Origin of the sequence: Gluconobacter sp., from assembly GCF_047723935.1 — a bacterium.
Lineage (GTDB): Bacteria > Pseudomonadota > Alphaproteobacteria > Acetobacterales > Acetobacteraceae > Gluconobacter.
This window is the reverse complement of record NZ_JBDOBO010000001.1, coordinates 172,334-198,305: the sequence shown is the minus strand read 5'-3', so window position 1 is coordinate 198,305 and position 25,972 is coordinate 172,334. Positions and strand designations below refer to the sequence as shown.

The following is a 25,972-nucleotide window of genomic DNA, read 5'->3' as shown; positions in this document are numbered from 1 at the left end:
TTTGTTTTTGACATAATTGATCAGGACGCCATCGATCAGATCGCATCTGAAGCAAAGGCAGATATCAGACGTCTTTGAGAGGATGGGGAAAGGTCTGTGTTCTTCAACCTGCCTGCGTGACAGTCCAATCTAAAAGCCTCGCCGTTAAGGGTTCTTGATATGGACACACAAAGCCAGTGCTACTGAGGTGTGAATATTTGCACTTATTGGAATGAACCTCTGTGGGAAGCCAGTTCAGCGAGAGTGGACGGGCCAACGCGAATACCTTTAATTCCAGCAGCGTCCGCCGCCTGAATATCGGTAGGCTGGTCTCCAAACATCACACATCGGGCCGGGTCCAGTTCCCATCGTGTGATTAAGTCTAAAATCATTCCGGGCGCTGGCTTACGGTCAGGACTCTGCCCCCGATACTGTTCCACCACCGCTTCTGGATGCATGGGGCAGTATCGCCAGTCATCAACGGTGCCACCGTGTTCGCGGATAGTCTCGATGACCCAGTCCATAAGCTGTTTGAGATCGTCTTCAGTGTATAAGCCGCGGGCAACGCCTGACTGGTTTGTGACGATAAAAACATGATGGCCGCTATCCGTCATCTGAGCGATGGTTTCGAGAACGTCTGGTTCCCACTCGAAGCGCTCGCGTGTTCCAACCCACCCATGATCGCGGTTGATAACGCCATCACGGTCAAGAAACACAGATGGACGGCGTAGTCTCTTCGGTACATTGTTTTCGGCCAAGACCAAATCTGCCGGCACGCTGAGGTTATGGATGTCGCTGGGAAGGGACAGACCCTTCAGATCTCCACAACGAAGCAGAGTTGGTAGAACATCCTGCTCCAGTGAGCAGTTTCCCGTCAAATGCTGGAATATGGAGTGATCGAACAGGGCGAACAGTAACGTCCTTTATAGTGACAGACCATTCGCGGTGGCTTGCTGTAGGCTGTCTCTGTAAATATCGTCCAATGTTTGCAGCCATGGAATACGAGGGGCCCATCCGAGAGTGCTTCTGGCGAGGGTGGCATCACCGCGTGCGATGGGTGTGTCGGAAGGGCGCAGGCGAGTAGGGTCGATGATAATATCAGCCTTGATTCCGCTGATAGCGATCAGATCGTCCAGAATGGACCGAATGGATCGTGTCTGTCCGGAGCAGAGATTGAGGATTGTACCGCGTTCGAGAGAGGGGGCGGTCATCAGGACATCAAGATACGCATCGCAGACGTCCCGTACGTCCAGGAAATCACGTTGGGCATCAAGGTTGCCTACGTGAATTTCCGGCGGCTGAAGGCCCTTGGCAATGTGAGCAATCTGCGAGGCGAAAGCCGGGACGACAAAATCGACTGACTGGCCCGGACCCGTGTGATTGAATGGCCGCATCCGGATGACATTCAGGCCCTCTTTCGCCATGGCGCCCAAAGCAAGGTCGGCTGCGGCTTTTGTTGCTGCATAAGTATTGCCAGGAGCAAGGGGGGCATTTTCCGTGACGGGAAGGCCGCGCTGGAATGTGGAGCCGTAGGCTTCAGCCGTTGAGGCGAAAAGGACTGTGCCTTCCGGGGCATGGCGCTGCATGCTTCGTGCAACATGGAGCGTGCCGTGCAGGTTGACCTGCCAGGCATGATTAGGGTCCTGCCTGGCGTCGCCGATGCTTGATATGGCCGCAAGATGAATACAATGGTCCGGCTTACAGGCCGCAATAGCGGTATCAACCGCTTCTGCGTCACGGATGTCTGGACTGGAAGAAAGGATCTTGCTTTGCGGAAAGCGAGCCTTCATCCGGTCTTTTAAATGCTGCCCGACAAAGCCCCGCTGGCCCGTAACAAGAATACGCATGAAGCGTCCTTAAATAGTCGCCCGGTTGCGATGGCGGGCGAGGTCAGCGTCCACCATTTCGGCAACCATGCTTTCAAGCGTTGTCTCGGCTTCCCAACCAAGAACTCTTTTGGCCTTACTTGCATCCCCCAGTAGAACTTCTACTTCGGCTGGACGCAGGAAGGCCGGGTTTGTGACCACATGGTCTTCGTAGTTGAGGTCTGCGTAAGAGAATGCGATGCGACAAAGGTCGCGAATACTGGTGGTACGGCCGGTAGCGACGACGTAGTCGTCCGGCGTGTCCTGTTGCAGCATCAGGTGCATGGCGCGAACGTAATCGCGGGCATGGCCCCAGTCACGCGTTGCGTCCAGGTTGCCGAGTGGTAGTTCCTTTGCCAGCCCCAGTTTAATACGTGCGACGCCATCCGTGACTTTGCGGGTTACGAATTCGATGCCGCGCAGGGGACTCTCATGGTTGAAGAGGATGCCTGATGAGGCATGCATCCCGAAGCTCTCACGATAGTTCACTGTCATCCAGTGAGCGTAAAGTTTGGCAACTGCGTAGGGTGAGCGGGGGTAGAACGGCGTATTTTCGTTCTGTACCGGCTGCTGGATCAGGCCGTACATTTCAGACGAAGATGCCTGATAAAATCTGGCTTTGCTCTGCACGATACGCGCCGCTTCCAGAACGTTGACGGCGCCGATGCCCGTTACATTTCCAGTGAGAAGCGGCTGCTGCCAGGAGGCTGCGACGAAGCTCTGAGCTGCGAGATTGTAAATCTCGTCCGGTCGCACAGTTTCCATGATACGGATTAAGGACGAAAGATCGGTCAAATTGCCATCGATCAATTCAACATCGTCAATAATGCCGAGCCAGCGAAGTCTCTCTCCGACTACATCTGCAGAGGCGGAGCGACGCAGGAGACCTACAACGCGATAGCCTTTTTCAAGCAGAAGCTGGCTGAGATATGCGCCGTCCTGGCCGGTGATTCCTGTGATGAGGGCTGTAGTCATGGTTTTCCTGATCTCGGTTCTGGTACCGATCCGCGCCAGTCATCTGGCCGCATGAGTCTGTTGTGGGTTAGCGCTTTAGGCTGAATACGGTCAATGCGTGGGCGCATGATGTTGTGGTGGGAGATGCTGGCAAAGGAGCGTGTCCGTTGTGCGGCGGGCGCACGTGCCCCCTTCATTCTGCATCAGAACTGGGAGATTTAAAAAATCTCTTTGATCAGATCATTTCCAATGCTGAACCCTGCACCGGCTTCCACGGAGCGCGCAAAACCGGAGTTAAGGATATTGGAGAAAAATCCGTTGTCAGATGCCTGTTCAATAGCCTGAACGGGTGGTTGAACAGTGTAGGACGATGATGCAGTGATCGTCTCTTGCTGGCTGTTAGCGGCATTTTCGAGTGCAGCGTGCAATTGCTGAAGCAGGTTGGTGACCTGTTGCTGCTCCGCCTGAAAGGACAGAGCCAACTCACGCAGGTCCAGAGACCACTCACGAGCCTGCAAGTCTCCGGTCTGTGCGGCAGTCTGCATTTTGCCTCCTAGCGCCTGAAGCGTCTGGGCGGATTGCTGAGCCTGTTGTTGAAGCTGATTGTACGTCTGCTCGATCGTCTGGACGTCCATGATCGGTCTTCCCTCCGAAATGTGCTCGCCTCAATAGCGCGAGAAAACGAGTCTCACTATCCATTTTTAGAAATGTTATGTCATAAATTGAGTTTCGCAGATTTCTGTATTCCCGGGACAGGCGGTTGGCGCGGTGGCTTTGGTTCTGGAAACGGATGATGGGCAATCATCACGATTTTCATCATTCGTCATTGCAAAACGAAACGACAAGGCAGGTGAGACGCTCTTGTGATGTTCCCGTTTCTTTCCCATCTTGGACCCTATGGCCAAAAAACCTTCCGCGCTCCGCAATGCGACCGAAATGCCCGTGACAGCATTCATCCCTGAAAAGCAGCCTGCCAAGGCCAAGACGCGGAAGTTTGTGGTCAAAGCTGACTATGAGCCCGCAGGGGATCAGCCCACCGCAATAGGGGAGCTTGTTCAGGGTGTAGAGGCCGGAGAGCGGGATCAGGTTCTGCTTGGTGTGACGGGGTCGGGTAAGACGTTCAGCATGGCCAAGGTCATTGAGCGGACACAGAAGCCTACCTTGATCCTCGCGCCGAACAAGACGCTGGCTGCCCAGCTTTACGGCGAGATGCGGCAGTTTTTTCCTGATAATGCCGTCGAATATTTTGTCTCGTACTACGACTACTATCAGCCTGAAGCCTACGTTCCACGGTCAGATACGTATATCGAGAAAGACAGCCAGATCAACGAACAGATCGACCGGATGCGCCATGCGGCAACGCAGGCTCTGCTGGAGCGGAATGACGTTATCATCGTTGCGTCCGTATCCTGCATTTACGGTATCGGTTCGGTTGAGACGTATTCGAAGATGGTTGTCCGGCTTGAGGTGGGCGGCGAGATTGATCGCGAGAAGCTCATCAAAGCCCTTGTCGAGCTTCAGTATCGTCGCAACGATGCGGCGTTTGAGCGCGGGACATTCCGTGTGCGGGGCGAACAGATCGACATTTTCCCCGTGCAGAATGAAGACCGCGCCTGGCGTGTCTCTCTGTTCGGAGATGAAATTGATCAGATCACCGAGTTTGATCCTTTAACGGGAAATAAAACGGCTGATCTGGCTGAGATCAGTGTTTACGCAAATTCGCATTATGTGACACCGCGACCAACGCTGAATCAGGCGATGATCGGGATCAAGAACGAGCTCCGGCAGAGGCTTGCGCAGTTTACAGAAGAAGGAAAGTTGCTGGAGGCAGAGCGCCTGTCACAGCGGACGACGTTTGATCTGGAGATGATCGAAACGACGGGGGCGTGCAAAGGGATTGAGAACTACTCCCGTTACCTCTCGGGCCGTGGCCCCGGTGATCCGCCGCCGACGTTGTTCGAATATCTACCGGAAGATGCTCTTCTGATTGTAGATGAGAGCCACGTCACAGTGCCGCAGATTGGCGGCATGGAGCGCGGAGACAGGGCGCGGAAGTCCGTGCTGTCTGACTTTGGATTCCGGCTGCCATCCTGCATTGATAATCGCCCGCTCGCCTTTGGTGAGTGGAATGCTTTCCGGCCGCAGAGTATCTTCGTCTCGGCAACGCCTGGTCCGTGGGAAATGGAACAGACGGGAGGTGTGTTTGCCGAGCAGATTATTCGTCCGACAGGTCTGATTGATCCGGTAACAGATGTGAAGCCCGTGGAAGGTCAGGTTGACGATCTGTTGCACGAGGCGCGTGAGACGATTGCCAAGGGTGGACGCATTCTTGTCACAACGCTGACCAAGCGGATGGCGGAAGATCTGACGGATTATCTGGGCGAAGCGGGGATCAAAGTGCGTTATCTGCATTCTGATGTGGATACGCTGGAGCGGATCGAGATTATTCGTGATCTGCGTCTGGGTGCTTTTGATGTTCTGGTCGGGATCAACCTGCTGCGAGAGGGGCTCGACATTCCGGAATGTGCCCTCGTCGCCATTCTGGATGCAGACAAGGAAGGTTTCCTGCGATCCCGGACATCGTTGATCCAGACAATCGGCCGTGCAGCCCGTAACGTGGATGGTCGAGTTCTGCTGTATGCGGACAAGATGACGGACAGCCTCAAATTCGCGATTGAGGAAACCGCTCGGCGACGCGCCCGGCAGACTGAGTGGAACGAAGCTCATGGGATTACGCCCATGACGGTTCGCTCCAAGATTGGTGATGCGCTGTCGTCTATCTTTGAGCAGGACTACGTCACTGTCGCCCCTGACGATGCTGGCGACACGGAAGAATTCGTTGGCAAGTCTCTGCCTGTTACGATTCAGGAGCTGGAAAAGCGGATGCGCGAAGCCGCCGCCAATCTGGATTTCGAGCAGGCTGCCCGGCTGCGTGATGAGGTGCGGCGTCTGGAAGCTATTGATATGGGGCTGGAGCCACCGCCGCTGGCAACGTCTACCGCCGGGCGACCGGGGGGCGGGAAAAAGCCAAAAGGCCCAACGCCCCTCGGGCCGGGCGGCGGAGGCTATGACCCGAACAAGCGCAAACGTGGCGGGCGTCGCTGATCCGGCTATATGAGGGCCCCGGGTTGCCCATGACCGACCGCTATTATCAGGATTGCAGACTGTCATGATTGAACTGAGTTGCGGCAAGAGCCGGCTCGCTCTTCTTCCCGAAACGGGAGGCTCTGTCGGCCTCTGGCTGTGGGATGGAAAAGATATTTTTCTTCCAACCCCGAATGATGCTTTGCGCGCACTGAACGGAGTAGCAGTCGGTGCGTATCCTCTGATTCCGTATTCAAATCGTATTGCCAATGGCCGCTTTTCATTCGGCGGACAGAGTTATGATCTGGCTCCGAACATGGCGGATCATCCGCACACGATTCACGGTAATGCGTGGGAGCAGGCCTGGACTGTTGCTCATCAAGGGGAAAACCATGCGGTACTGACGCTAGATCACGTCCCGCAGGAAAATGATCAAGCGTGGCCTTTCGCCTATCGTGCTGCTCTGTCTTACCAACTGACAGACGTAGGTTTGGATGTTCAAATTGCCATTGAAAACCGGGGTGAGGCGGAGCAGCCAGTCGGGTTTGGTTTTCATCCATTTCTCGCCGCAGATGAAAACGCAACGCTGTCATTTGATGCTGAAAAGGTCTGGCTGACGTCTCCGGATGGTTTGCCTGTGCAGGGTGCTCCCTGTGACGGGGAGTGGTCTTTTCATACGCCCAAGCCTGCTCATGATCGTTTTATCGATAACTGCTTTGCAGGTTTTGGCGGGCGGGTTGTTTTGAAGCGTCCGGACGATGGGCTGGCAGTGACGGTTGAGGCGGACCCCATCTTCAAGCATCTGGTCGTCTTTACCTCACCGGATAGTCCTTTTGTTGCTGTGGAACCCGTTACGAACATGACAGACGCCATTAATCAGGCTGATGTTGTTGCCAGCGGGCTCCATCTCCTCAAACCGAAAACACGGATTGGTGGTCGGATGCGCTTTCGGGTTCAGGCGCTCTGATGTCTGAAAAAACACCACTCTCGCATTATCTTTCCCCGCGCGGTGCTGATGTCATGCGGGCCGAGCTTAAGGAACTGGCGCAAAAAGAGCGTCCGCGCATTGTCGAAATCGTCTCCTGGGCCGCAGGCAATGGAGATCGGTCTGAGAATGCCGATTATCAGTACGGCAAACGCCGATTGCGGGAGATCGACCGGCGTCTGAGGTTTCTGGGAAAAAGGCTGGAAAATGCGGTCATCGTTGATCCAGCGGCGCAGACCACGCGGGATCGGGTCTTTTTTGGCGCGACCGTAACCTATGTCGATGAGGACGATGTCGAACACACCGTAACGATCCTCGGTGTAGACGAGTCGGATCTGGTTCGTGGGGAGGTCAGTCTCATTTCACCGATCGCACGTGCCCTGATGCGAACCCGTGTCGGGGATGTGGCCATGTTGCAGACCCCTCGTGGTCCTGTCGAAATCGAAATTCTCAAAATCACTTATCCTGAGTCTCAGGGTTGAAAGAGAACGTCGTGCAATCTGAACCGCGTGTTGGATGTGGCGCTGCCATTCTCGTGGATGGAAAGCTTCTGCTGATTCGACGCAAAAAGGCGCCCGAAGCCGGATGCTGGGGACTGCCGGGCGGTAAGGTGGATCTGTTCGAGCCGGTTGCACATGCTGTCGAGCGGGAAGTTGCGGAAGAGCTTGGCATTACGATCCACGCCCGGGACATGCTGTGTCTGGTCGAGCAGTCTGATCGGGAGAGCGGTACGCATTGGATCGCCCCCGTTTATCTGGTGACGAAACTGACTGGAACGCCAACGCTCATGGAGCCAGAAAAGCATAGTGATTTTGGCTGGTTTCCTTTGGGTGAGCTTCCCTCTCCCCTGACCACACCGACAGTGCAGGCTATGGCCGCTTTGCGTAGCCGGGCCGACATCTTTTGAGAGCGAGTTGTGGGTGGCTTTGAAAAAGCCATTCTGGCCGCTACAGAATAAAATCCCATTTTTCCTTAGCCGGAGTTTCCGACATGTCCCGCTCACTCCGGGTCGCCGTACAGATGGACCCGTTAGAACAGGTCAACATCGATGGCGACTCCACTTTTGCCCTCATGCTTGAAGCGCAGGCGCGTGGACACGAGCTCTGGGTTTATCCTGTAAGCACGCTCAGTCTGATTGAAGGTCAGGGCAAGGGCGGCCGCCTTCAGGCGCGCGCGCGCCGGGTTGAGGTTCGCCGTGTCCGCGGAGATCATGCGACGTTTGGTGAAGAAGAAATTCTTCCGCTGGGCGAGACCGATGTGATCCTGATGCGTCAGGACCCGCCGTTTGATATGGGATACATCACCGCGACCCATATGCTTGAGCACGTTCATGGGGTGGGCGAGGGACTGTCACTGGTCGTGAATGATCCAGTCGCCGTCCGGAACGCCCCGGAAAAGCTGCTTGTCACGCATTTTCCGCACCTTATGCCGCCGACATTGGTTGCATGGGATAGCCGGGATATTCTGGCATTCCGCGAGCAGCACAGAGACATCATCGTCAAGCCGCTTTACGGCAATGGTGGTGCAGGAATTTTCCGTATCAAGCCGGATGATGAAAATCTGAAGGCTCTGTTGGAAATGCACTTTGCCCGCACTAACGAGCCGCTGATGATCCAGCGATATGAGCCTGCTGTCCGTCTGGGTGATAAACGCATCATTCTCGTGGATGGTACGCCAATCGGTGCAATCAACCGCGTCCCGGCCACGGGTGAGGCACGGTCGAACATGCATGTAGGCGGCCGTGCAGAACGTGTGGAACTGACGGAGCGGGATCGGGAGATCTGTGATTCGATCGGTCCGTACCTCCGTGATCACGGCCTGATTTTCGTTGGTATTGATGTGATCGGGGACTGGCTGACGGAGATTAACGTGACGTCTCCGACAGGCTTGCAGGAACTGGATCGCTTTGAGGGCATCAACAGTGCCGGGCTGGTTTGGGACGCGATTGAGCGGCGCTATCCATCCTGAAGTGAAGGAACAAGAAAGACGTCTGGGCAGTACAGCTCAGGCGTCTTTTTTCTCTGTTTCAGGGGGCGCCGCATCATAGCGGATAGGAAGCTGCAACTCGAGTGCAGGCTCGTCCTGCGCTTCCGGTAGTTTGTCCTTTACAAAACGATTATCCCACCATTCCGTGATTTTTTCCCGAAAATGAAACACGTAGACGCCGGCCCATGTAACGAGGCAGAGCACGATCAGCAGAAAATTCAGCATCCGGGACCTCCAAAACGGTGAAAAACGGGTAACTCGCCCGTCATCCGCAACGCGTGTCTTGCCAGATGCATGTCTGGAAGGGCAAGAAGGACCCAACTGAACGAAGTTTCCGGACAAGCTCTCCAGTCTTGATGGGGAGCGGACACAGAAGGTCGCATATATTATGTCTTCAACCCTCTCCCCGCGTTCTGCACTGGATGCGGAGGCCGTCAAGGCGGCCTATCGTCGATGGGCGCGAGTTTACGATACTGTTTTTGGTGGTATCTCCGGCTATGGACGCAAGAGGGCTGTTGAAGCCGTAAACGCCCTCCCAGGAGAGCGGGTTCTTGAAGTCGGCGTTGGGACAGGCCTCGCGCTGCCGTCATATTCTCCGGATAAACGCATTACCGGCATCGATCTGTCGGAAGACATGCTTGACCGCGCACGTCAGCGCGTTCTTCAGGACCGTCTGACCAATGTCGATGACCTGCTGGAAATGGATGCGGAAGCCACGACTTTCGAAGATAACAGCTTTGATATTGCCGTTGCGATGTTCGTTGCGTCCGTCGTTCCACACCCCGACCGTCTTCTCGCCGAACTGAAGCGTGTTGTTCGTCCGGGCGGTCACATCCTGTTTGTGAACCACTTTCTTGCAACAGGTGGGCTACGCCTGACGGTAGAGCGCGGCATGGCCCGTGCGTCCCGTTCGCTGGGGTGGCATCCAGACTTCGCAATCGAGTCTCTTCTGCCGCCGGAAGACCTGAAACGCGCGACTATGACGCCTGTTCCACCTGCCGGGCTGTTTACACTCGTGACATTGCCGCAATGCGAGAGTAAAAGCGACGCCGCAGCCCTGGTCGCCTGATCGGCGTATGGCTCCGGTTAAGCCGGCGCCGAGTATTCCGACGCTCGCTGCGGTATTCCTTGGCAGGGACCGACTACGCGATCATGACTTATCAGGCCTTCGACTCTACCCCCGCTCTTTCCAATAGACGGATCGGCGCATCCTTTATTTTACTGGCACTGTTTGCTGGTCTTCTGGGTGGGTCGTTGGCTCTGCCACTCCTTCAGATTCATCCGACTGCCGGGCAGGCGTTCTGCCACGGCATTCTGATGGCTTTCTTTGTAATCTGCCCGGCTGCGCTCGGTGGATTCGGCCAGTGGCTCCTCCCTGCCGAGCTTGGAACAGACAGAACGACTCTTCCGGCTCTGACACTGACGGGCTTCTGTTTCCTGTCATCCGGCATTGTGCTTCTTCCAATCCAGCCAATCATTGCACTTACGCTCTGGGCCGTGGGTGTTTTCGCTGTTGCGCTGGATGTCATCACAACTTTTCTCGAAGGGCGTGTTCTTCAGTTCCGGAAGCTCTCTCCATTGGCTTGGTCCATGCTTGCGACAGCATCCGGTGTGACGATTGTCGCGCCTGTCCTTGCTGCAATCATGACGCGGATGATGATCAATGGTGCTCCGGCCAATGCTGCTCATGAGCTGGTCAGCATGCTTCATCTTCCAGAAACATCTCTGATGCTGACGCCAGCTCTGGGGCTGGTCTGCTATCTGCTGTCATCCAGCCGGAATAAGCCGGGACTGGCTGACCGGCTGGCTCCGTATGCTTTTGGCGTGATGGCCGTCGTTGGTCCGCTCTTCTGGATGGACGGCCTCTTTGGTGGTGTGCCTGCGGCAGTGCAGGGAGGCCTCGTAGTGTTGACCCAGCTTGTGCCGTCGGTCCTGCTGGTAACTGCGCTTTGCGTTGACGTTTGGAAGCAGCGCCAGGAGCTGGATGGGACGACGCTCTGGGCTCTAGGAAGTGTGATCCTTTTCTCTGCGGGTTGGATTGCAGAGTTCATGCCGAGTCATGGAACAGATCATTCAGCCGCGGCGTTTGGTGGCATTATGGCTCTCTGTGGTGGTTTCTATGCCTGGATGATGCGTGTGCTCCCAGATCATATTCCGTCTCCATTGAGCCGCATGCATGCAGGCCTGACCTTTGTGGGGGCTCTTTGCTCTCTGACGCCCGCGCTGATGGTGGTCGGAGAAGGTCTGATGGGCCTCAGCCTGCTGACATTCGGCATACTCGGACTTTTCCTGATCAAGGAGACCGGGCGCGCCCGGGCCAAAGCATGAGTGAAGCAACACCTCTAGCCCCTTCGGGGCTTTTTTCCGTTCTGGGCGATAAAGGTGATTCGTCGCTCAAGGACTGGCTGGCTCTGCTGAAGCCGCGCGTTATTTCCCTTGTTGTGTTTACGGGCGCTGCGGGCATGGCTGTGGCTCCACAGTGGCCATCCATCCCCATTGGTCTCATTACCATTCTGTGTATCTGTATCGGTGCTGGTGCCGCTGGTGCGATCAATATGTGGTATGACCGCGATATCGACGCAGTGATGCGCCGAACCAATGTACGCCCGATCCCTGATGGCAGAATGCCAGCGGATAGTGCGCTGGTTTATGGTATCGCGCTGTCCGTACTGTCTGTTGTCGTGCTGTGGCTCGCCACAAATGCTCTTGCCGCAGGCATTCTGGCGTTCTCGATCTTTTTCTACAGTGTCGTTTACACGATGTGGCTTAAGAGAAGCACGCCACAGAACATCGTGATTGGGGGTGCTGCAGGAGCGTTTCCTCCAATGATCGGCTGGGCAGCGACTATGAATTCCATGGCAGTTCTGCCCGTTGCCATGTTCGCCATTGTGTTCCTCTGGACGCCACCGCACTTCTGGTCTCTGTCGCTTTACGCGTGCAAGGATTACGACAAAGCGGGGATCCCAATGCTGCCGGTCGTCAAAGGCGCCCGTCACACACGCTGGCAGATCCTTCTTTATACATTCATCCTCACGGCCGTCTCACTATGGCCATCTTTCGCGCATGAATGCGGAATGTTTTACACAGTGACGACAAGCCTGCTGGATCTTGGCTTCATCCTGTGTGCCGTGCGTGTGCTGATGGACCAGCAGGATGCAACGGGCGTGAGCCTGACAAAAGATAAGCCAGCGCGCTTTGCTTTCCGATACTCGCTGGCTTATCTGTTTTTTCTATTTTGTGGTCTTTTGGTGGATCGGGTTCTGCTGTCATGAAAACAACGATGCCTGATCTCGCAGCGAAACGGCGTCAGAGCCGTATCGTCGGAATTGCAGGAGGGGTCATTACCCTCGCTGCAATTTTCTATGTGATTACACTGATCCGTTGCTAAGAACGGACTTTCAGCCAGCCTGCAGGATGGCTGAAAGGATCCAGTTCCCGCGCCCGTCCGCGCGGACAAACGTCCAGAGTTCCGTAACGGTTACGGGCTCTGTTGAGCTTCCATCAATTACATTGCCAAACGTGTCGGTCGTGACGTCCGTCATGGAATAACGCATGGCAACCGTTGCATAGGTCAGGTTGCGTTCACGCCAGGCTTCAGACAGATCGCCACGCTGGAACTGAACATTGGAGACAATGTTACGTGCGCCACGGCTGGCGAGATCAGAAAGCTGTTCGTTAAAGTATCCAGCCATTTCCGGTGTGGTCATGCTGGAAAGCGCACGCGTGTTCTGTGCACTCCAGGCTGCCTGGATATCGAGGAGGAGGCGCTGGAAGCTTGTATAATCGTCGTTGCTCAACGTGACGGGCGCGCTTCCTCCAGCAGCACTGAACGGAGTGCTGCCAGACATCCCGTTTGCTGCCATCTTGCGACGATTAAACAGCCGAAGAACGAACATAATCAGCGCACCAATCACGAACACCTGGAACAAAAATCCAAGGAATGACGTGCCGCCGTTCATACCACCAAAGAACCCGTGTCCACTCAGCATTCCGAACAGACCAGCGCCAAGCAGGCCTCCTGCAAAACCTGTCATGAACGGATGGCGGTTTGGAAAGGACGGGCGATAACCCGGCGTCATGGGTGCCATCGGACGAGGAGCGGTCTGTGCACCATAGTTGGACTGCGGCGCCATTGTCCGGTCCATTGGGCGTGTCCAGCTCGGCGTGATGGATGTCCGTGGAGGCGCACTCCAGGTGCGTGAACCACGGCTCCCCATAGAGGCGCCGCCACCCGGACGGGCATCGGCGGAACCCAGCACGCAAAGTAGCGCACAGGCGACGGAGAAAAGACGAAAATTACGCATCAAAGTCCTGCAATGCTCATGCCATCAATCCGGATGCTCGGCGCATTCACGCTGCTCCGGAAGGAAAGATCGCTGGCTGGAACCATACGGGAGAACATGTCCCGAAGATTTCCGGCAATCGTGAGTTCCGCAACAGGCTCAGCAAGCTCGCCGTTACGGATCATAAAGCCGGAAGCCCCTCGGCTGTAATCACCCGTCAGCATATTGATGGATGATCCCATGAGTTCCGTGACCAGTATCCCTTCCTTTATATCGGAACGCAGATCCCCTGCGGAAAGATCACCCGGTTCAAGATGAAGATTTGTCACACTTGGGCTCGGCGGACCTGAAACGCCTCTGCTTGCGCGCCCGTTGGACCGCAGGTCAAGCTGACGAGCGCTTCTGGAATCCAGCAGCCAGGTGGTGAGAACGCCGTCCGAAATCAGATCCAGAGCTGTCGCAGGGCAGCCTTCACCGTCGAAGGGGCGCGAGCCCGCACCACGAATACGGCGAGGGTCGTCACGAACTGTCAGGCCAGCGGACAGAATACGCGTCCCCATGGCTTCTTTCAGGAATGACGTGCCTCTCGCAACGGATGCGCCATTGATAGCACTCGCCAGATGACCCAACAGGCTGGAGGAAACCCGCGGATCATAAATGATGCTGTATGTGCCAGTCTTCGGACGAGACGGGTTCACGCGCGAGACAGCACGTTCTCCTGCTTCACGACCGATAAGGCTGGGCGCGTCCAAATCTTCCAGATGGACTGTACCGTGATACGCGTAGTCTCGCTGCATCAGCGCGCCATCGCCAGCCAGCACACTGGCACTGATGGAGTGCCCTGTGCGGCTGTAACGCCCCATGAAGCCCGCAGACGTGCCAAGCGCAATGACCGTGCGTCCATGCCCGGCAGAAGCGCCGTTGGTATTGGTAACACCAGATACAGCCAGGGCAGCGTTTTCTGCTTCCCGGGCACGTGCGAGAAGCGAGTCCATGTCTGGTTTTGCTGTGTCGTCGAGATCCAGACCGGACGCATCAAAGTTTCCAACCATGGCATCAGGCGCAAGACCGCCAAAGCGGTCTTCTGGCACGACGAGCGCCATGGCACAGGCCTGTTCTGCCAGGCGATCAAACTCGGCTTCATCCAGAACACTGGTTGACACTGATGCGGCTTTTTGGCCCCGGAAAACACGGAGGCCCAGTGCAACACTTTCTGAGCGCTCTATGCCTTCAGGGACGCCTTTCCGAACCATCGCGGATTCGGATTCATTTCTGATGAACACGGCATCGGCGTGATCGGCACCATGTCGTTTGGCAGCGGCGAGGAGGGCCTCAATGGGCGTAGTGGTCATGCAGCAAGCCTCGCAGTGATGTCTTCAATGGCAGGCACATTCTTCACGGGCCCGATAGCCGTGAAAGTTGGGGTGCCTGCAAAGATGGTCTTCGCAACCCGAAGAATGTCAGCTTCCGTTACGGCATCAATTTTGCCGACTGTCTCCGTGACAGGAACAGGGCGGCCATGAACCTGGATCTGGCGTGCCAGCTGTTCGCACCTGCTACCCGTGCTCTCCAGAGACATCAGCAGGGATGATTTGAGCTGCGCACGGGCACGCGAAAGCTCTTCAGGTGTCAGGCCGTCCTGAAGGCGCTTGAGCTCGTCAATCATGACCGGTACCAGCTCCGCCACTTCAGCTTCGCCCGTTCCCGCATAAAGTCCGAACAGACCACTGTCGCTAAATGGAGAGGCAAACGAATAGACGCTGTAAACCAGCCCGCGACGTTCGCGAATTTCCTGAAAGAGCCGCGAAGACATGCCGCCGCCCAACAGAGTGGACAGGATCATGACAGCGTAATGATCAGGGTGGTGATAGCTGACGGATGGAAAACCCATCACCAGGTGGGCCTGATCCAGCTCGCGCGTGGTGCGGATGTCACCCCCGGCATAGTCCGCATTGCGGGGCGTTGGGGTCTGATGAGTGGGAAGGTCGGCGAAGTGCTCTTTCACGAGATCCACGACCTGCTGGTGATGCAGGTTGCCGGCCGCGGCGATCGTGATGTTACGCGTGGTGTAATGTTCACGCATATAGCCCATCAGCGTCTCACGCGTCATGCCGGAAACAAGCTCTTCGGTTCCTAGCGTCGGGCGGCCCATCGGTTGCGCCGGGAAGGCGCATTCCTGGAAGTGATCGAAGATAATGTCATCTGGTGTGTCGTTGGCCTGACCGATTTCCTGAAGGATGACACCACGCTCACGCTCAATTTCAGCATCCAGAAACGTGCTGTGTGTAAGAATGTCCCCGATAATGTCTACACCAAGCGTCAGATCCTCCTTGAGGAGCTTAACGTAATACGCGGTGGTTTCCCGCGCAGTGTAAGCATTGATATGACCACCGACATTCTCGATTTCTTCGGCAATACGGGCTGCGGACCGTCTTTCTGTGCCTTTAAAGGCCATATGCTCGAGAAAGTGGGAGACGCCGTTGTTTTCTGCAGTTTCGTCGCGTGTGCCGATCGAAACATAGGCGCCGAAGGATACGGTCTCAACGCGTTCCATGCGTTCCGTGATGATGGTCAGACCGTTGTCGAGCGTGGTGACTTCAATCGTATCGGGCATGAGTTTCCGTAAAATCATAAAAAGACAGGCTCCCTGAGATGGGGAGCCTGTAGGAAGGAACAAGCCTGTCAGTGGCGGCGGATATGGGTGCGAACCGCATCCTGAATACCGGCGAGCTGACTGCTCATGGTGTCATAGCGCTCTGGGCGCTCGAAAAGATCAGCGAGGTGAGGCGGCAGAGCAGCCTTGATCCCGGTCGCCGCGAAAACAGCATCCGGGAATTTGGCAGGATGTGCAGTTGCTGCAGCGACCATCGGAATGCCCGGCTCCTGGAAGCGCTTGCCGACTGCCAGGCCGATCGCCGTATGGGGATCCGCCAGATAGAGGCTTTCGCTGTAGAAGTGACGCATGGCTTCGCTGGTCTGCTCATCACTGAGCGTCATGCCGTCAAAGACGTCTTTCATGCGCGTCCACGCATCGTGTGGTACGGCCATTCGGCCAGTTTCACGGAATTCTTTCATGATCGCAGCGCAACGCGTCGGGTTGCGGTCCAGAAGTTCGAACAGCAGACGTTCGAAATTGGACGAGACCTGAATGTCCATGGACGGCGAGAGGCTTGGCTCCACCGTACGGACGCTCATATCGTTTTCAATAAGGAAGCGCGTGAGAATGTCATTGCGGTTCGACCCAATGCACAGGCGACGGATGGGGAGGCCCATCTGGCGTGCGGCCCAGGCTGCCAGCACATTGCCGAAGTTGCCCGTCGGAACGGAGAAAGACACTTCGCGGTCTGGTGCGCCCAATGCCAGTGCTGCCCGGACGTAATACGGGATCTGGGCGGCGATACGAGCCCAGTTGATGGAGTTGACGGCGGAAAGAGAGACTTCGTCGCGGAACGTCGTGTCTGCGAAGAGGGCCTTTACCATGTCCTGACAGGTATCGAAGTCCCCCTCGACAGCAATGTTCAGGATATTGTCGTCCGGAACCGTCGTCATCTGGCGACGCTGAACTTCTGACGTCCGGCCTTTGGGGTGAAGAATGACGACGGACAGGCGCTCGCGGCCACGGCAGGCTTCGATGGCAGCCGAGCCGGTGTCACCGGATGTCGCACCGACGATCGTAACTTTCTGGTTCCGCTGCGTCAGGACATGATCGAACAGGCGGCCGAGCATCTGCATCGCCATATCTTTGAAGGCGAGCGTAGGACCATGGAACAGTTCAAGTGAGAAAAGGTCCTGCTCCACTTCGCAAAGCGGCGCGACGGCGGCGTGATCAAAGCCCGCATAGGCGTCCCGGGCCATGTCGCGAAGAGTATCGCGGTCAATGGCGCCTTCGGAAAACAGGGAAATGACTTCGGCAGTCAGATCCGCGTAGGAGAGCGTGCGCCATTCACGGAACGTCTGGGCGCTGATTTTTGGCCAGCTCTCCGGCATGTAGAGACCACCGTCTCCAGCAAGGCCGGCAAGGAGGATGTCGGAGAAGTTGGGTGCGTCGGCGGTCAGGTCGCCGCGAGTAGATCGGTAGCGCATGGGAAGTTTATATCACGACCTTCTATGGCAAGGCGATGCGAAGAATGTGCGGTTTTCCATCTTCTGATGTCAGAACGGCAACCTGATGGCTGTCAGAAACCGCCAGTGCTCCAGCCTCGAGAAGGCGAGTATCCCGGATGAGGATCAGAGGATTGCGGTCGCTGCCGAACTGAAGGAGAGCGCCATCCGTAAGGTCAGACATGTAGAAGACGTTTTCAGGGCTTAGGGTGATGCCGCCGAGGCTCGGCGTATCGCGCCATTCCACAATGCCATCAAGCTGCTCAACGGGTGTGAAAGCCGGATCTGTCAGGAGGGAGGCGTCAATCCGATACAGGGGGCCGCAGGCGGGCATGTAAAACAGCCATTGCCCCTTGGCGTCGAGCGCCAGAAACCGAACATTTCCGCCAGTCAGAGGGTGCCCGTCTGGTCCGTTGATAATTTGTGCGTTGCGCGTGAACGGTATGCGTCCTGTGACGGATGGATCGTACGGCAGAAAGCGCTGTGCTTTACCGTCCTTCAGGGAAACGACAACGAGGGCCGGTTTTCCTTCATCCGTCACATAGGCAAAGCTGCCATGGACCTGAAGTGCCGTGAGATTGCTGCCTTTCAGCGTTCCGCCGACGAAGGTGACCTCTCCAAGAAGCTTTCCATCCACAGAGAGATGAACAAGCTTAGCCTGAGGCGACACTGTCAGGCCCCAGTAATCCGATCCTGCCTGCGTCAGAAATGCGAGGGGTGGGATTTGTCCCTGCTCAGCGGCATCAATCGGAAACGGATGAGTGTGATTTTGGGAATCGAGTAAAACAGGGCGACCCTCTTCACTCAAAGCCAGGAAAGTGTCTGAGCCATGTGGAAGCAGGGAGCCAAGCTGAACACGATCAAGCGCAGCATCAGCAACAATCTGTGCTGATTGCGGAGCATCTTTCCACGGATGGTCTGCATAAGCAGGTGAAGAGAGCAGACCAGCAGCGCCCAGAAGGACGCTCGCGACGGAATATAAAAACCGGCTTTTCATAGCTCCAGACATCGGCCCGTCCAGAAAATTTGGCAAGCCTCAAACAGAACTAATAATCCAGCGTGGCTTCTCGCTCCGTTTTTTCTTCTCGGGTTTTCGAAGAAAGAATGCGGGCTGCATGACGTTGCACAGGCGACAGTGCCGGTCGTGGGTTGGACAGCCAGGGGGCGTGTTCATGCTCAACCGGGAAAAGCACGGCTGCATGCATAAGCAACGCCGCATCTACGGTCATGCATTCAATGGACCAGCGTTGGTCGGGCATGCGGGCAATGTAATGACCGGATGCAGTCTGTCTGATTTCAATAGGGAACGTGCGCGTAGTCATACCCTGGCGCACAGTTGCATAAACCAGGCCCGGAACGCTGCCTGTCCGTTGTTCAAGATGCATGGTCAGACGCCTCTGGCTAGTCTTGTTACAAGACGTTATGACGCCCAGAGTCTGAAAACTTCGTTAACGCCCCATGGTGTTTCTTTGGGGCGTCTTGCCGAAATCTTCTCGAAGGAATGGATTTTCAGGGCATTTGGCCGCATCACTGAGGGATGACAGGTCATTACAAGCCAGATCCGACGCGTTTTGCTTTTGACTGCTTCGCCAGAGGCGACCTCGCGAGCGCTGAAAAATCCTTTCGTGACATCCTGGCTCATGACCCTGCGCAACCTGATGCGTGGCACGGCATGGCCTGTCTGGCTCGTGCTCGCGGGCAGAGTGCGACAGCTATTGCGATGGCGGGACGGGCTTTGCAGGCTGGTGGCCTTCCAGCATCAAGATCAGCGCGTGTTCATATCACATTGGGGTTGGCACTCGCTGCAGAGGGTCACTTTGAACCCGCACGTGCGGCTCTCTCCGTAGCGCGAACATTGCAGCCAGCTGACCCGCGCGCCCATGCCGCGAGTGCTGAAGTCTTTTTGCTGCTGGGGCAGCGTAAAGCGGCCTGTGAAGCTCTGGAGGAAGCGTGCGCCCTTGCGCGAGACGATGTCGAATATCTCACAAGGCTTGGGGAAATTTATCTTCAGGATGGGCGTCCGGATAAGGCACTTTTCTGTTTTGAAAGAGTGACGCAACGTGCGCCGCGCGATGGGCGTGGCTGGGCTAATCTTGGAGCGACGTTTTTTGAAAGCAGGCTCTTAGAGTCAGCCCTACAGGCTTTGGAAAAGGCATGTGAGTTGGGAGCCCGAACCGGAGCAACCCTGAATAGTCTCGGCTTGGTTCAGATGGCTCTTGGGAACTTGCCGGAAGCACGCCGAACCTTGGAAGCAGCACTAGGTTTTGCTCCCGAGGATGCCCGGATTGCCAATAACCTTGGAACGGTTCTGATGGAGATGGGCGAGGAAGAGACAGCCAAGCGGCTTTTTTCGGCCATCACTGATCGGACGTCTGGTTACGAGCAAGCACAGGCTCGCTTCAATCACGCGACTATTTTGCTGGGAGAAGGTGAGTTTTCGGAAGGCTGGCAGGAATTTGAAAGTCGACATCGCCTTCTGAATACGCCGCAGTCTTCTCCAGCGTGGGATGGCTCCGAAGGTGAATTGCCGATTGTCGTGACGGCAGAGCAAGGTCTGGGAGATAGCATCCAGTTTTTGAGGTTTCTGCCTTTAGCCGCCACCAGACGACCTCTCCGACTGCATGTCCCAGTAGATTTTTTAGTAAGCCGGATGCCTATGATGGACCATGCTCGGATTCTGGAACCAGAAGGACCTGTCGCAGGAGAAATCAGTCTTCTGAGCTTACCATTTGTTCTGGGGCTGGCGGGCCAGGGAGGAACAGCGCCCTATCTGGAGTCTGCGTCGATCCCGGAGCCGCGGGTTGTTGGACTCTGCTGGGCGGGAAATCCGTCTTACAGGTTTGATCGGCGTCGCTCTCTAAGCCTAGAATGGCTGGAGCCGCTGCAACGTGTTGAGGGCGTTCGTTTTGTATCCCTTCAGCAAGGGAATTGCCCGGAGTGGATGGAAAAGGTCTCTCTCGAAACACCCGAAGAGCTAGCGGACGCCGTAGGGCGGTGCTCGCTTGTTATTAGTGTGGATACTGCGGTGGCACACATGGCCGGTGCCATGGGGCGCCCGCTTTGGCTGTTGAATCGCCGAGGCGGTGACTGGCGGTGGAAAACAACTCCCTGGTACCAGAATGTGCGGCAGTTTAGGCCTGAAGGCTTCCTGCCAGAAGCATGGCCACCCGTTGTGGAACAGGTGGCCGAAAACCTCAGGAAGTGGGCGCAGCAACAGCCTTCTTGACGGTTTGTGGCGTCAGGGAAGCAAGGAGTGTTTCACGTATGTGAGCCAGGCGCGTTGGATCTGTGATCTTCATGCCCAGAAGGTCACGAACATAGAAAACGTCCACAGCTCGCATTCCATAGGTGGTAATGTGAGCAGAGGAAATCTGAAGCGACTGCTCGCTCAGCGTCGTTGTGATGTCATGGAGCAGGCCAGATCTGTCACGACCGTTGATCTCGATGACGGTGTGCCGGTCCGAAGCGGTATTATCGATCACTACACGGGGCGGAACGTGAATAGCGCGCATCCGGCGGGAAGCTCCGCGATGACGCGCTTCTGCGATACCCTTCTTCAGGTCGAGGCGACCAGATAGGGCCTGCTCGACCAGATGATTAAGACGCCCAAGCTGGTGAGGATCTTCAAAGGAACATCCATCAGCGTCCTGAACCCAGAAAGTATCCAGAGCCATGCCATCGCTGAGGGTGTGAATGCGGGCATCCACGATCGAGGCGCCTGCGACAGCAAGGGCGCCAGCAATCTGTGAGAACAGCCCCGGATGGTCAGCACAGAGCACAGTGAGCTCCGTCACGCCGCGTTCCGGAATTGGATAAGCCTCGACCGTGACCGGTGAGCGATATCGGTCCGAATCGTGGATCATGCGCGCATGGCGCATGTGGGTATCGGTGTCGAAACCGAGCCAGTAGCTGGGATATCCGAGAGCCAGAAAGTGCTCGATACTGCTTTCTGGCAGCAGTGAGCTCAGACCATCCCGGGCCAATTCACGAGCATGCGTGACGCGGCCGTCCTGCTCCGTTGCGGCCAGTCCGCCTTCCAGAACTTCTGCTACACGGGAAAACAGCTCACGTAGAAGCGTGGCTTTCCAGGCATTCCAGACTTTGGGGCTGACGGCGCGCATGTCAGCGATTGTCAGGAGGAGAAGGAGGCGCAGGCGTTCCGGAGACTGAATGGTGTCTGCGAGATCAAGGATCGTCCGGGGATCATCAATGTCTCTGGTGAATGCTGTCTGAGACAGCAGCAGATGATGCAAAACGAGCCACGAAACTGTCTCTGTCTCTTCAGGGTCCAGACCTAGTTGCGGGCAGATGGTGAGGGCCAGATCCGCCCCGAGCTCCGAATGATCGCCGCCACGGCCTTTGGCAATGTCATGGAGAAGGACCGCGACATACAGGGCCCGGCGTGAGCGCAGATCCTTGGCGAGCCCATAAGCCAGCGGGATCTCATCCGCCATATGACCCGCTTCGATCTGACCCATCATACGGACGGCCTCGATGATGTGCTCGTCCACCGTATAGATGTGATAGCTGTCGAACTGCATTTGGCCGACAACGCGTGACCAGTCCGGAAGCAGGCGACCGAGCAGGCCGGTTTCGTTCAGAATGGGAAGCCAGAACGGAACGGTCTTTGTCTCATCCGCACTCGGTTCACAGAGCAGATTAAGAAAGATCTGCGCTGTTTCCGGATCATCCCGCAGTTCAACGGCATGCCGTTCGTTGCGGATAAGCTGCTGAATGGCAAGTGGGTGCAGTTCCAGATCATGCCGGCGCGCGCAGTCCAGCATTCGGAACATGTCACGCGGGTTCTTCGCAAACGTGACCGGATCAACAGGGCAGAGACGTCCGGCAATACGTTCGAAGCCTTCTGGCCCCGGGAGTGCTTCCGGATGAGTGTCGCTGGCCTGATCCTGCAGGCGCATCAGCACGATCGGCTGAAGAACATGCGTCAGGCGCATGACGTCTCGTGCCGTCAGGAAGTAGTGTCGCATGAAGCGTTCGACACCGCGCTGACGTCCGTGCGTGGCATAGCCCATCCGGCCACCGATGACGGGCTGAACGTCAAAGGTGAGTCGCTCTTCCGCGCGGCCGGTGATGTAGTGAAGGTGCAGCCTGACCGTCCAGAAAAAATCCCACGCGCGCCGGGCGCGGTGGGTTTCACGGTTGGTCAGGAGGCCAAAGGAAATAAAGGATGGTGTCGGGACGGCTTCGGCAGGGGCTGTGCTCTGGTCTGGCGTTGTAATGGCGCAGCCAAGAGCGGCACGGCCCATCCAGTTCAGCGTTTGAAGATCACGGAGGCCGCCGCGGCCTTCCTTGATGTTCGGCTCAACCATGTAAGGGTTGTCGCCAAAGCGGCGATGGCGCAACTCACGCTCTTCAATCTTGCCACGGACGAAATCGCACAGCGTGTCGTTCTGGAGGTCTGCACCGAGGGCAGAGCGGAGATTACGGGCGAGGGTCCGATCACCATAAAGGGGGCGCAGGTCCAGAAGGGCCGTGCGGATGGTCAGATCTTCGGCCACGTCCTTGATGCAGGCACTGATGGAGCGCGTCGCATGACCGACTCGGAGGCCAAGATCCCAGAGGGCATAGAGAATGAACTCAATGCGTGTGGTCAGGGCTGAAGACGCATCTTCCGGAATAAGAAACAGAATGTCGATATCGCTGAAGGGGGCGAGAAGGCCCGCTCCATAGCCGCCGGTGGCACACAGACAGAGTGGCTCTTCGGAGGACGCATTGTCCTGCGCGGCAGAAAGATCAGCCAGCGCACAGACAACGCTGTCGGCCTGAGCCGCGAGCGCGCGTGCTGCATCAATCCCCGAGATCAGGCGCTTTTCGAACCTGATGCGGATATCTGCATGGCCATTGCCAAGATGACGACGAAGGATGGAGAGGACGTCATCTCGGGACGTCAGCCCCTGTGCGGCGGCAGTCTGAAGAGCTGTTTGCAGCGACGGGGTCATGGCTTTGCGGTCAGACAGGGTCGTATCCGTATCGTCAGCGAAAGGGGAGGGAAGACTTTCGCCCCAGAAACTAGCACTTTTCAAGTCCTGTCTCCTGTAGCGAGGCGTTTAAGATCATATAGCGCGGCTAGCGCCTCTCGGGGAGAGAGATCATCCGGATTGATGGTCGTAAGCGCATCGAGGGCCGGAGAGTGCAGAACCTGCGGCTCGGGGGCGTCTTCGGAAGCGTCCGCAACGGCTTCGAACAATGGCAGCGAAGAGCGGGCTTCAGCCTGTTCACGTTCGAATGTGCTGAGAAGCCGGGAGGCACGGTTCACCACCGATTGCGGAATCCCGGCCAGTTTGGCCACATGCAGACCCCAGCTCTTACGGGCTGAGCCAGGACGCACTTCATGCTGGAAAATGACTTCGCCGCGCCACTCTTTGACGGCCATAGTGTACGGAGCCAGACGCGGCAGAAACTCGGTCAGAGCACCCAGCTCATGGAAGTGCGTAGCGAAAATCGTGCGTGAGCCAAGCTGGGTATGGAGCGCTTCAAGCGTAGCCCAGGCAATGGAGAGGCCGTCCAGCGTTGCCGTTCCACGTCCAATTTCGTCGACGACGACAAGAGATTTGGGACCAGCCTGATTGAGGATGGCAGCGGTTTCAGTCATTTCCACCATGAAGGTGGAGCGGCCACGCGCCAGATCGTCTGCCCCGCCCACGCGGGAAAACAGTCGGTCCACAACACCAATTCGGGCGCTTTTCGCCGGAACCGGCAGCCCGGCCTGCGCCATGATCACGGCAAGCGCAGTCTGGCGGAGGAATGTGGATTTACCCGCCATATTCGGGCCGGTGAGGAGCATGGCGCGGTGTTCTGGGGGAAGAGCGCAGTCATTGGGAATGAAGCGTGCGTCCGCGCTACCGGTTTCTGTGAGCGCGGCTTCGACAACGGGATGTCGGCAAGCGACCAACTCGAAATCGGTATCGTCCGTGACAGTTGGGCGGCACCACGAGCCTCCCTCTGCCAGAATTGCGCAGGATCGTAAGACGTCTGTCAGGGCAAGATATTCTGCGACTTCGTCCAGCGCGGGGGTTTCGAGGATGCGGGTGCAGAGCGCTGTGAAAAGGCGGCGTTCCAGCGTGCTAGCTTTGTCTGCAGCTTCGAGAATGGCGCGGTCCAGCGCAGCGAGTTCTTCGGTGGAGAAGCGTGCGAGGCTGGCTGTGCCTTGTCGGAAAGAAAGCTCAGGTCGTTCTTTCAGCTTCGCCCCGGCGGCAACAGGGACCTCTATGACATAACCCAGCTGGGCATGATGGCGGATCTTGAGATTGCCGATCCCGTACTCTTCGGAGAGGCGCCCCTGAAGCGCAGCGACGATCCGTCGACTTTCATCCCGAAGTGTCCGGTATCGATCCAGCTCAGCATCAAATCCGACAGCGATGAAACCACCGTCCTCGATGCGTGCAGGCAATTCTTCCGCAAGGGCAGCTTTCAGCGTGTCCAACAGGGCATCGGCGCGGCCATAAAGGCCAGCCGTCAGCGTGCGGATCAGAGATGGTGTGCTCTTGTCACAGGCCGGCTGGAAAAGGGCTGTCAGGTCGTCAGCGGCAATCAGAGTATCGCGAATGGATGCGAGATCGCGCGGTTGGCCACGTCCTGCCGACAGGCGCCCAAGGGCGCGAGCCGGATCTGGTGTGCGTTTAAGAATATCGCCCAATGCGGCTGTAAAACCCGGAACGGATTGAAGCCACAGCCATGCGTTCTGACGCTCGGTGATGGTGATGGCGTCAGTGAGTGGAGAGGAAATCCACTGAGAGAGCAGGCGGGAGCCTGCTGCTGTGACAGTGCGGGAGATCACACCGAACAGGCTGTATTTCGTCTCCCCATCACGGGTACGCAGAATATCGAGGCTGGCGCGGGTTGCTGGGTCGATCCCGAGCACGCCGCTGATGCCCTGCGGCATCGGGCGCGAGAGTCTGGGAAGTGCTCCGGCCTGACTGCGCTGAACATAGTGAAGTGCCATGGCGCAGGCGATGGCCTGCTCGTCCGGGAAGTCTCCGAGCGCATCAATCTGTGCCACCCCATAGGCACGGGAAATCAGAGTGCGGGCGCTATCCAGAGACGGCGGAACAGCGACTGGTGCAAGCCGGCTGGCGTGGTCTGCCGGGATGAGCTCTGGATCGGAAAGAACTTCCGCGGCGTCCAGACGGGCCATCAACTCTGGAAGGGCGACTTCAGGGACGGACGTTGTCTCGAACGCGCCGGTAGAAATATCGATCCAGGCTGCGCCAATCATTTTGGAGCGGCGGTCTCCGGAGCGGGCAATAGCCAGAAGTAGATTGGCGCGCCCAGCTTCGAGCAGTTCGTCTTCCGTCAGAGTGCCCGGAGTGACGACACGGACGATCGCACGGGGAAGCGGGCCTTTCTGGCCTTTCTGAGGGGCCTGCGTTTGCTCAGCAACGGCGACGCGAAAGCCTCGGCGGATCAGACGAGACAGATAGGCCGGTGCCGCGGCAACCGGAACGCCGCACATGGGAATCGGCTCGCCGTTATGATTGCCCCGTGCTGTCAGTGCGATATCGAGTGCCATCGCGGCGGCTTGGGCATCTGCGAAGAATAGCTCGTAGAAATCACCCATTCGGAAAAACAGAAGAGCATCTGGCTCCTGATGCTTGAGCGCGAACCATTGCGCCATGGAAGGCGTAGCATTGGCGGCAGAAGGCAGGGGCATGAACGTGCCGATGGGTCCGGTCTCCGGTGGTGAGATATGAGGAGGGGAGGGGAAACTACCGTGT

At 56.9% G+C, this 25,972-nt stretch carries 22 protein-coding genes; 9 read left to right on the top strand and 13 right to left on the bottom strand.

The genetic code is table 11. The features are described from left to right. Positions 1-203: 203 nt before the first annotated feature. The 4 genes from ABF979_RS00910 to ABF979_RS00895 all read right to left on the bottom strand — a co-directional run bounded on the left by ABF979_RS00910 (position 204) and on the right by ABF979_RS00895 (position 3,433). On the bottom strand, positions 204-737 hold the full coding sequence (locus tag ABF979_RS00910; RefSeq protein WP_415557368.1) for an HAD family hydrolase: 534 nt from the start codon (positions 735-737) through the stop codon (positions 204-206). 165 nt (positions 738-902) lie between these two features. Next, the gene (locus tag ABF979_RS00905) at positions 903-1,826 is read right to left on the bottom strand and encodes a GDP-mannose 4,6-dehydratase (RefSeq protein WP_415557367.1); all 924 of its coding nucleotides are present in this window, start codon (positions 1,824-1,826) and stop codon (positions 903-905) included. A gap of 9 nt (positions 1,827-1,835) precedes the next feature. Then, positions 1,836-2,819 (bottom strand): GDP-mannose 4,6-dehydratase, encoded by a 984-nt coding sequence (gmd, locus tag ABF979_RS00900; RefSeq protein WP_415557366.1) that lies wholly within the window; start codon positions 2,817-2,819, stop codon positions 1,836-1,838. Between the two features lie 197 nt (positions 2,820-3,016). After that, positions 3,017-3,433 carry a hypothetical protein gene (locus tag ABF979_RS00895; RefSeq protein WP_415557365.1) on the bottom strand — a complete coding sequence of 139 codons (417 nt, stop codon included), beginning with the start codon at positions 3,431-3,433 and terminating at the stop codon, positions 3,017-3,019. A gap of 262 nt (positions 3,434-3,695) precedes the next feature. Here ABF979_RS00895 and uvrB point away from each other — a divergent pair, with 262 nt between their 5' ends. The 5 genes from uvrB (at position 3,696) to gshB (ending at position 8,835) form a co-directional block, all read left to right on the top strand. Then, complete coding sequence (gene uvrB, locus ABF979_RS00890; RefSeq protein ID WP_415557363.1) at positions 3,696-5,903, top strand: excinuclease ABC subunit UvrB; 2,208 nt, start codon at positions 3,696-3,698, stop codon at positions 5,901-5,903. Between the two features lie 64 nt (positions 5,904-5,967). Further along, positions 5,968-6,849, top strand: a complete 882-nt coding sequence (locus ABF979_RS00885) for an aldose 1-epimerase (protein ID WP_415557362.1) — start codon at positions 5,968-5,970, stop codon at positions 6,847-6,849. Further along, a complete protein-coding gene (greB, locus tag ABF979_RS00880; protein WP_415557360.1) occupies positions 6,849-7,349 on the top strand; it encodes a transcription elongation factor GreB in 501 nt (166 codons plus the stop codon). Before ABF979_RS00885 ends, greB begins: the two co-directional genes overlap by 1 nt. An 11-nt stretch (positions 7,350-7,360) precedes the next feature. Continuing rightward, entirely contained in the window at positions 7,361-7,774 is a 414-nt protein-coding gene (locus ABF979_RS00875; protein ID WP_415557359.1) for an NUDIX hydrolase, read from the top strand. An 83-nt stretch (positions 7,775-7,857) separates the two neighbouring features. After that, positions 7,858-8,835 (top strand): glutathione synthase, encoded by a 978-nt coding sequence (gene gshB / locus ABF979_RS00870; protein ID WP_415557358.1) that lies wholly within the window; start codon positions 7,858-7,860, stop codon positions 8,833-8,835. A gap of 36 nt (positions 8,836-8,871) precedes the next feature. Here the strand turns inward: gshB and ABF979_RS00865 are convergent, their stop codons facing one another. Then, positions 8,872-9,078 (bottom strand): hypothetical protein, encoded by a 207-nt coding sequence (locus ABF979_RS00865; protein ID WP_415557357.1) that lies wholly within the window; start codon positions 9,076-9,078, stop codon positions 8,872-8,874. A gap of 163 nt (positions 9,079-9,241) precedes the next feature. Between ABF979_RS00865 and ABF979_RS00860 the strand changes: the two genes are divergently transcribed. From ABF979_RS00860 to ABF979_RS00850, 3 genes are all read left to right on the top strand, one after another. Then, on the top strand, positions 9,242-9,922 hold the full coding sequence (locus ABF979_RS00860; protein ID WP_046899684.1) for a class I SAM-dependent methyltransferase: 681 nt from the start codon (positions 9,242-9,244) through the stop codon (positions 9,920-9,922). 83 nt (positions 9,923-10,005) lie between these two features. Next, positions 10,006-11,181 carry a cbb3-type cytochrome c oxidase subunit I gene (locus tag ABF979_RS00855; protein ID WP_415557356.1) on the top strand — a complete coding sequence of 392 codons (1,176 nt, stop codon included), beginning with the start codon at positions 10,006-10,008 and terminating at the stop codon, positions 11,179-11,181. Further along, positions 11,178-12,125 (top strand): heme o synthase, encoded by a 948-nt coding sequence (locus ABF979_RS00850; RefSeq protein ID WP_211496521.1) that lies wholly within the window; start codon positions 11,178-11,180, stop codon positions 12,123-12,125. Before ABF979_RS00855 ends, ABF979_RS00850 begins: the two co-directional genes overlap by 4 nt. Before the next feature lie 126 nt (positions 12,126-12,251). On the opposite strand, the gene ABF979_RS00845 is transcribed toward ABF979_RS00850, so the two are convergent. From ABF979_RS00845 to ABF979_RS00820, 6 genes are all read right to left on the bottom strand, one after another. Then, positions 12,252-13,157: a Tim44 domain-containing protein gene (locus tag ABF979_RS00845; protein ID WP_415557355.1), complete on the bottom strand. Its 906-nt coding sequence runs from the start codon at positions 13,155-13,157 to the stop codon at positions 12,252-12,254. Further along, a complete protein-coding gene (locus ABF979_RS00840) occupies positions 13,157-14,488 on the bottom strand; it encodes a TldD/PmbA family protein (RefSeq protein ID WP_415557354.1) in 1,332 nt (443 codons plus the stop codon). Before ABF979_RS00840 ends, ABF979_RS00845 begins: the two co-directional genes overlap by 1 nt. After that, entirely contained in the window at positions 14,485-15,750 is a 1,266-nt protein-coding gene (locus tag ABF979_RS00835) for a M16 family metallopeptidase (protein WP_064273984.1), read from the bottom strand. The genes ABF979_RS00840 and ABF979_RS00835 overlap by 4 nt, the downstream gene beginning before the upstream one ends. A 68-nt stretch (positions 15,751-15,818) precedes the next feature. After that, positions 15,819-17,219, bottom strand: coding sequence for a threonine synthase (gene thrC / locus ABF979_RS00830; RefSeq protein WP_099210398.1), 1,401 nt, complete (start codon positions 17,217-17,219; stop codon positions 15,819-15,821). Positions 17,220-17,241: 22 nt separating this feature from the next. After that, positions 17,242-18,246, bottom strand: a complete 1,005-nt coding sequence (locus ABF979_RS00825; protein ID WP_415557353.1) for a hypothetical protein — start codon at positions 18,244-18,246, stop codon at positions 17,242-17,244. Positions 18,247-18,283: 37 nt separating this feature from the next. Next, complete coding sequence (locus tag ABF979_RS00820) at positions 18,284-18,622, bottom strand: hypothetical protein (protein ID WP_233126245.1); 339 nt, start codon at positions 18,620-18,622, stop codon at positions 18,284-18,286. A gap of 152 nt (positions 18,623-18,774) precedes the next feature. Here ABF979_RS00820 and ABF979_RS00815 point away from each other — a divergent pair, with 152 nt between their 5' ends. Next, entirely contained in the window at positions 18,775-20,463 is a 1,689-nt protein-coding gene (locus ABF979_RS00815; protein WP_415557351.1) for a tetratricopeptide repeat protein, read from the top strand. Here ABF979_RS00815 and ABF979_RS00810 read toward each other — a convergent pair. Both ABF979_RS00810 and mutS read right to left on the bottom strand, forming a co-directional pair. Then, a complete protein-coding gene (locus tag ABF979_RS00810) occupies positions 20,432-23,281 on the bottom strand; it encodes a [protein-PII] uridylyltransferase (protein ID WP_415557350.1) in 2,850 nt (949 codons plus the stop codon). The two genes, ABF979_RS00815 and ABF979_RS00810, sit on opposite strands and share 32 nt — an antisense overlap. Continuing rightward, a complete protein-coding gene (gene mutS / locus ABF979_RS00805) occupies positions 23,278-25,908 on the bottom strand; it encodes a DNA mismatch repair protein MutS (protein WP_415557349.1) in 2,631 nt (876 codons plus the stop codon). Before mutS ends, ABF979_RS00810 begins: the two co-directional genes overlap by 4 nt. Positions 25,909-25,972: the final 64 nt, after the last annotated feature.

Coding starts and splice junctions, on each gene's coding strand:
- ABF979_RS00905 (WP_415557367.1), bottom strand. CDS start 1,826: ATGCGTATTCTTGTTACGGGCCAGCGGGGCTTTGTCGGGCAGCATTTA.
- gmd (WP_415557366.1), bottom strand. CDS start 2,819: ATGACTACAGCCCTCATCACAGGAATCACCGGCCAGGACGGCGCATAT.
- ABF979_RS00895 (WP_415557365.1), bottom strand. CDS start 3,433: ATGGACGTCCAGACGATCGAGCAGACGTACAATCAGCTTCAACAACAG.
- uvrB (WP_415557363.1), top strand. CDS start 3,696: ATGGCCAAAAAACCTTCCGCGCTCCGCAATGCGACCGAAATGCCCGTG.
- ABF979_RS00885 (WP_415557362.1), top strand. CDS start 5,968: ATGATTGAACTGAGTTGCGGCAAGAGCCGGCTCGCTCTTCTTCCCGAA.
- greB (WP_415557360.1), top strand. CDS start 6,849: ATGTCTGAAAAAACACCACTCTCGCATTATCTTTCCCCGCGCGGTGCT.
- gshB (WP_415557358.1), top strand. CDS start 7,858: ATGTCCCGCTCACTCCGGGTCGCCGTACAGATGGACCCGTTAGAACAG.
- ABF979_RS00865 (WP_415557357.1), bottom strand. CDS start 9,078: ATGCTGAATTTTCTGCTGATCGTGCTCTGCCTCGTTACATGGGCCGGC.
- ABF979_RS00860 (WP_046899684.1), top strand. CDS start 9,242: ATGTCTTCAACCCTCTCCCCGCGTTCTGCACTGGATGCGGAGGCCGTC.
- ABF979_RS00855 (WP_415557356.1), top strand. CDS start 10,006: ATGACTTATCAGGCCTTCGACTCTACCCCCGCTCTTTCCAATAGACGG.
- ABF979_RS00850 (WP_211496521.1), top strand. CDS start 11,178: ATGAGTGAAGCAACACCTCTAGCCCCTTCGGGGCTTTTTTCCGTTCTG.
- ABF979_RS00845 (WP_415557355.1), bottom strand. CDS start 13,157: ATGCGTAATTTTCGTCTTTTCTCCGTCGCCTGTGCGCTACTTTGCGTG.
- ABF979_RS00840 (WP_415557354.1), bottom strand. CDS start 14,488: ATGACCACTACGCCCATTGAGGCCCTCCTCGCCGCTGCCAAACGACAT.
- ABF979_RS00835 (WP_064273984.1), bottom strand. CDS start 15,750: ATGCCCGATACGATTGAAGTCACCACGCTCGACAACGGTCTGACCATC.
- thrC (WP_099210398.1), bottom strand. CDS start 17,219: ATGCGCTACCGATCTACTCGCGGCGACCTGACCGCCGACGCACCCAAC.
- ABF979_RS00825 (WP_415557353.1), bottom strand. CDS start 18,246: ATGTCTGGAGCTATGAAAAGCCGGTTTTTATATTCCGTCGCGAGCGTC.
- ABF979_RS00820 (WP_233126245.1), bottom strand. CDS start 18,622: ATGCATCTTGAACAACGGACAGGCAGCGTTCCGGGCCTGGTTTATGCA.
- ABF979_RS00815 (WP_415557351.1), top strand. CDS start 18,775: ATGACAGGTCATTACAAGCCAGATCCGACGCGTTTTGCTTTTGACTGC.
- mutS (WP_415557349.1), bottom strand. CDS start 25,908: ATGCCCCTGCCTTCTGCCGCCAATGCTACGCCTTCCATGGCGCAATGG.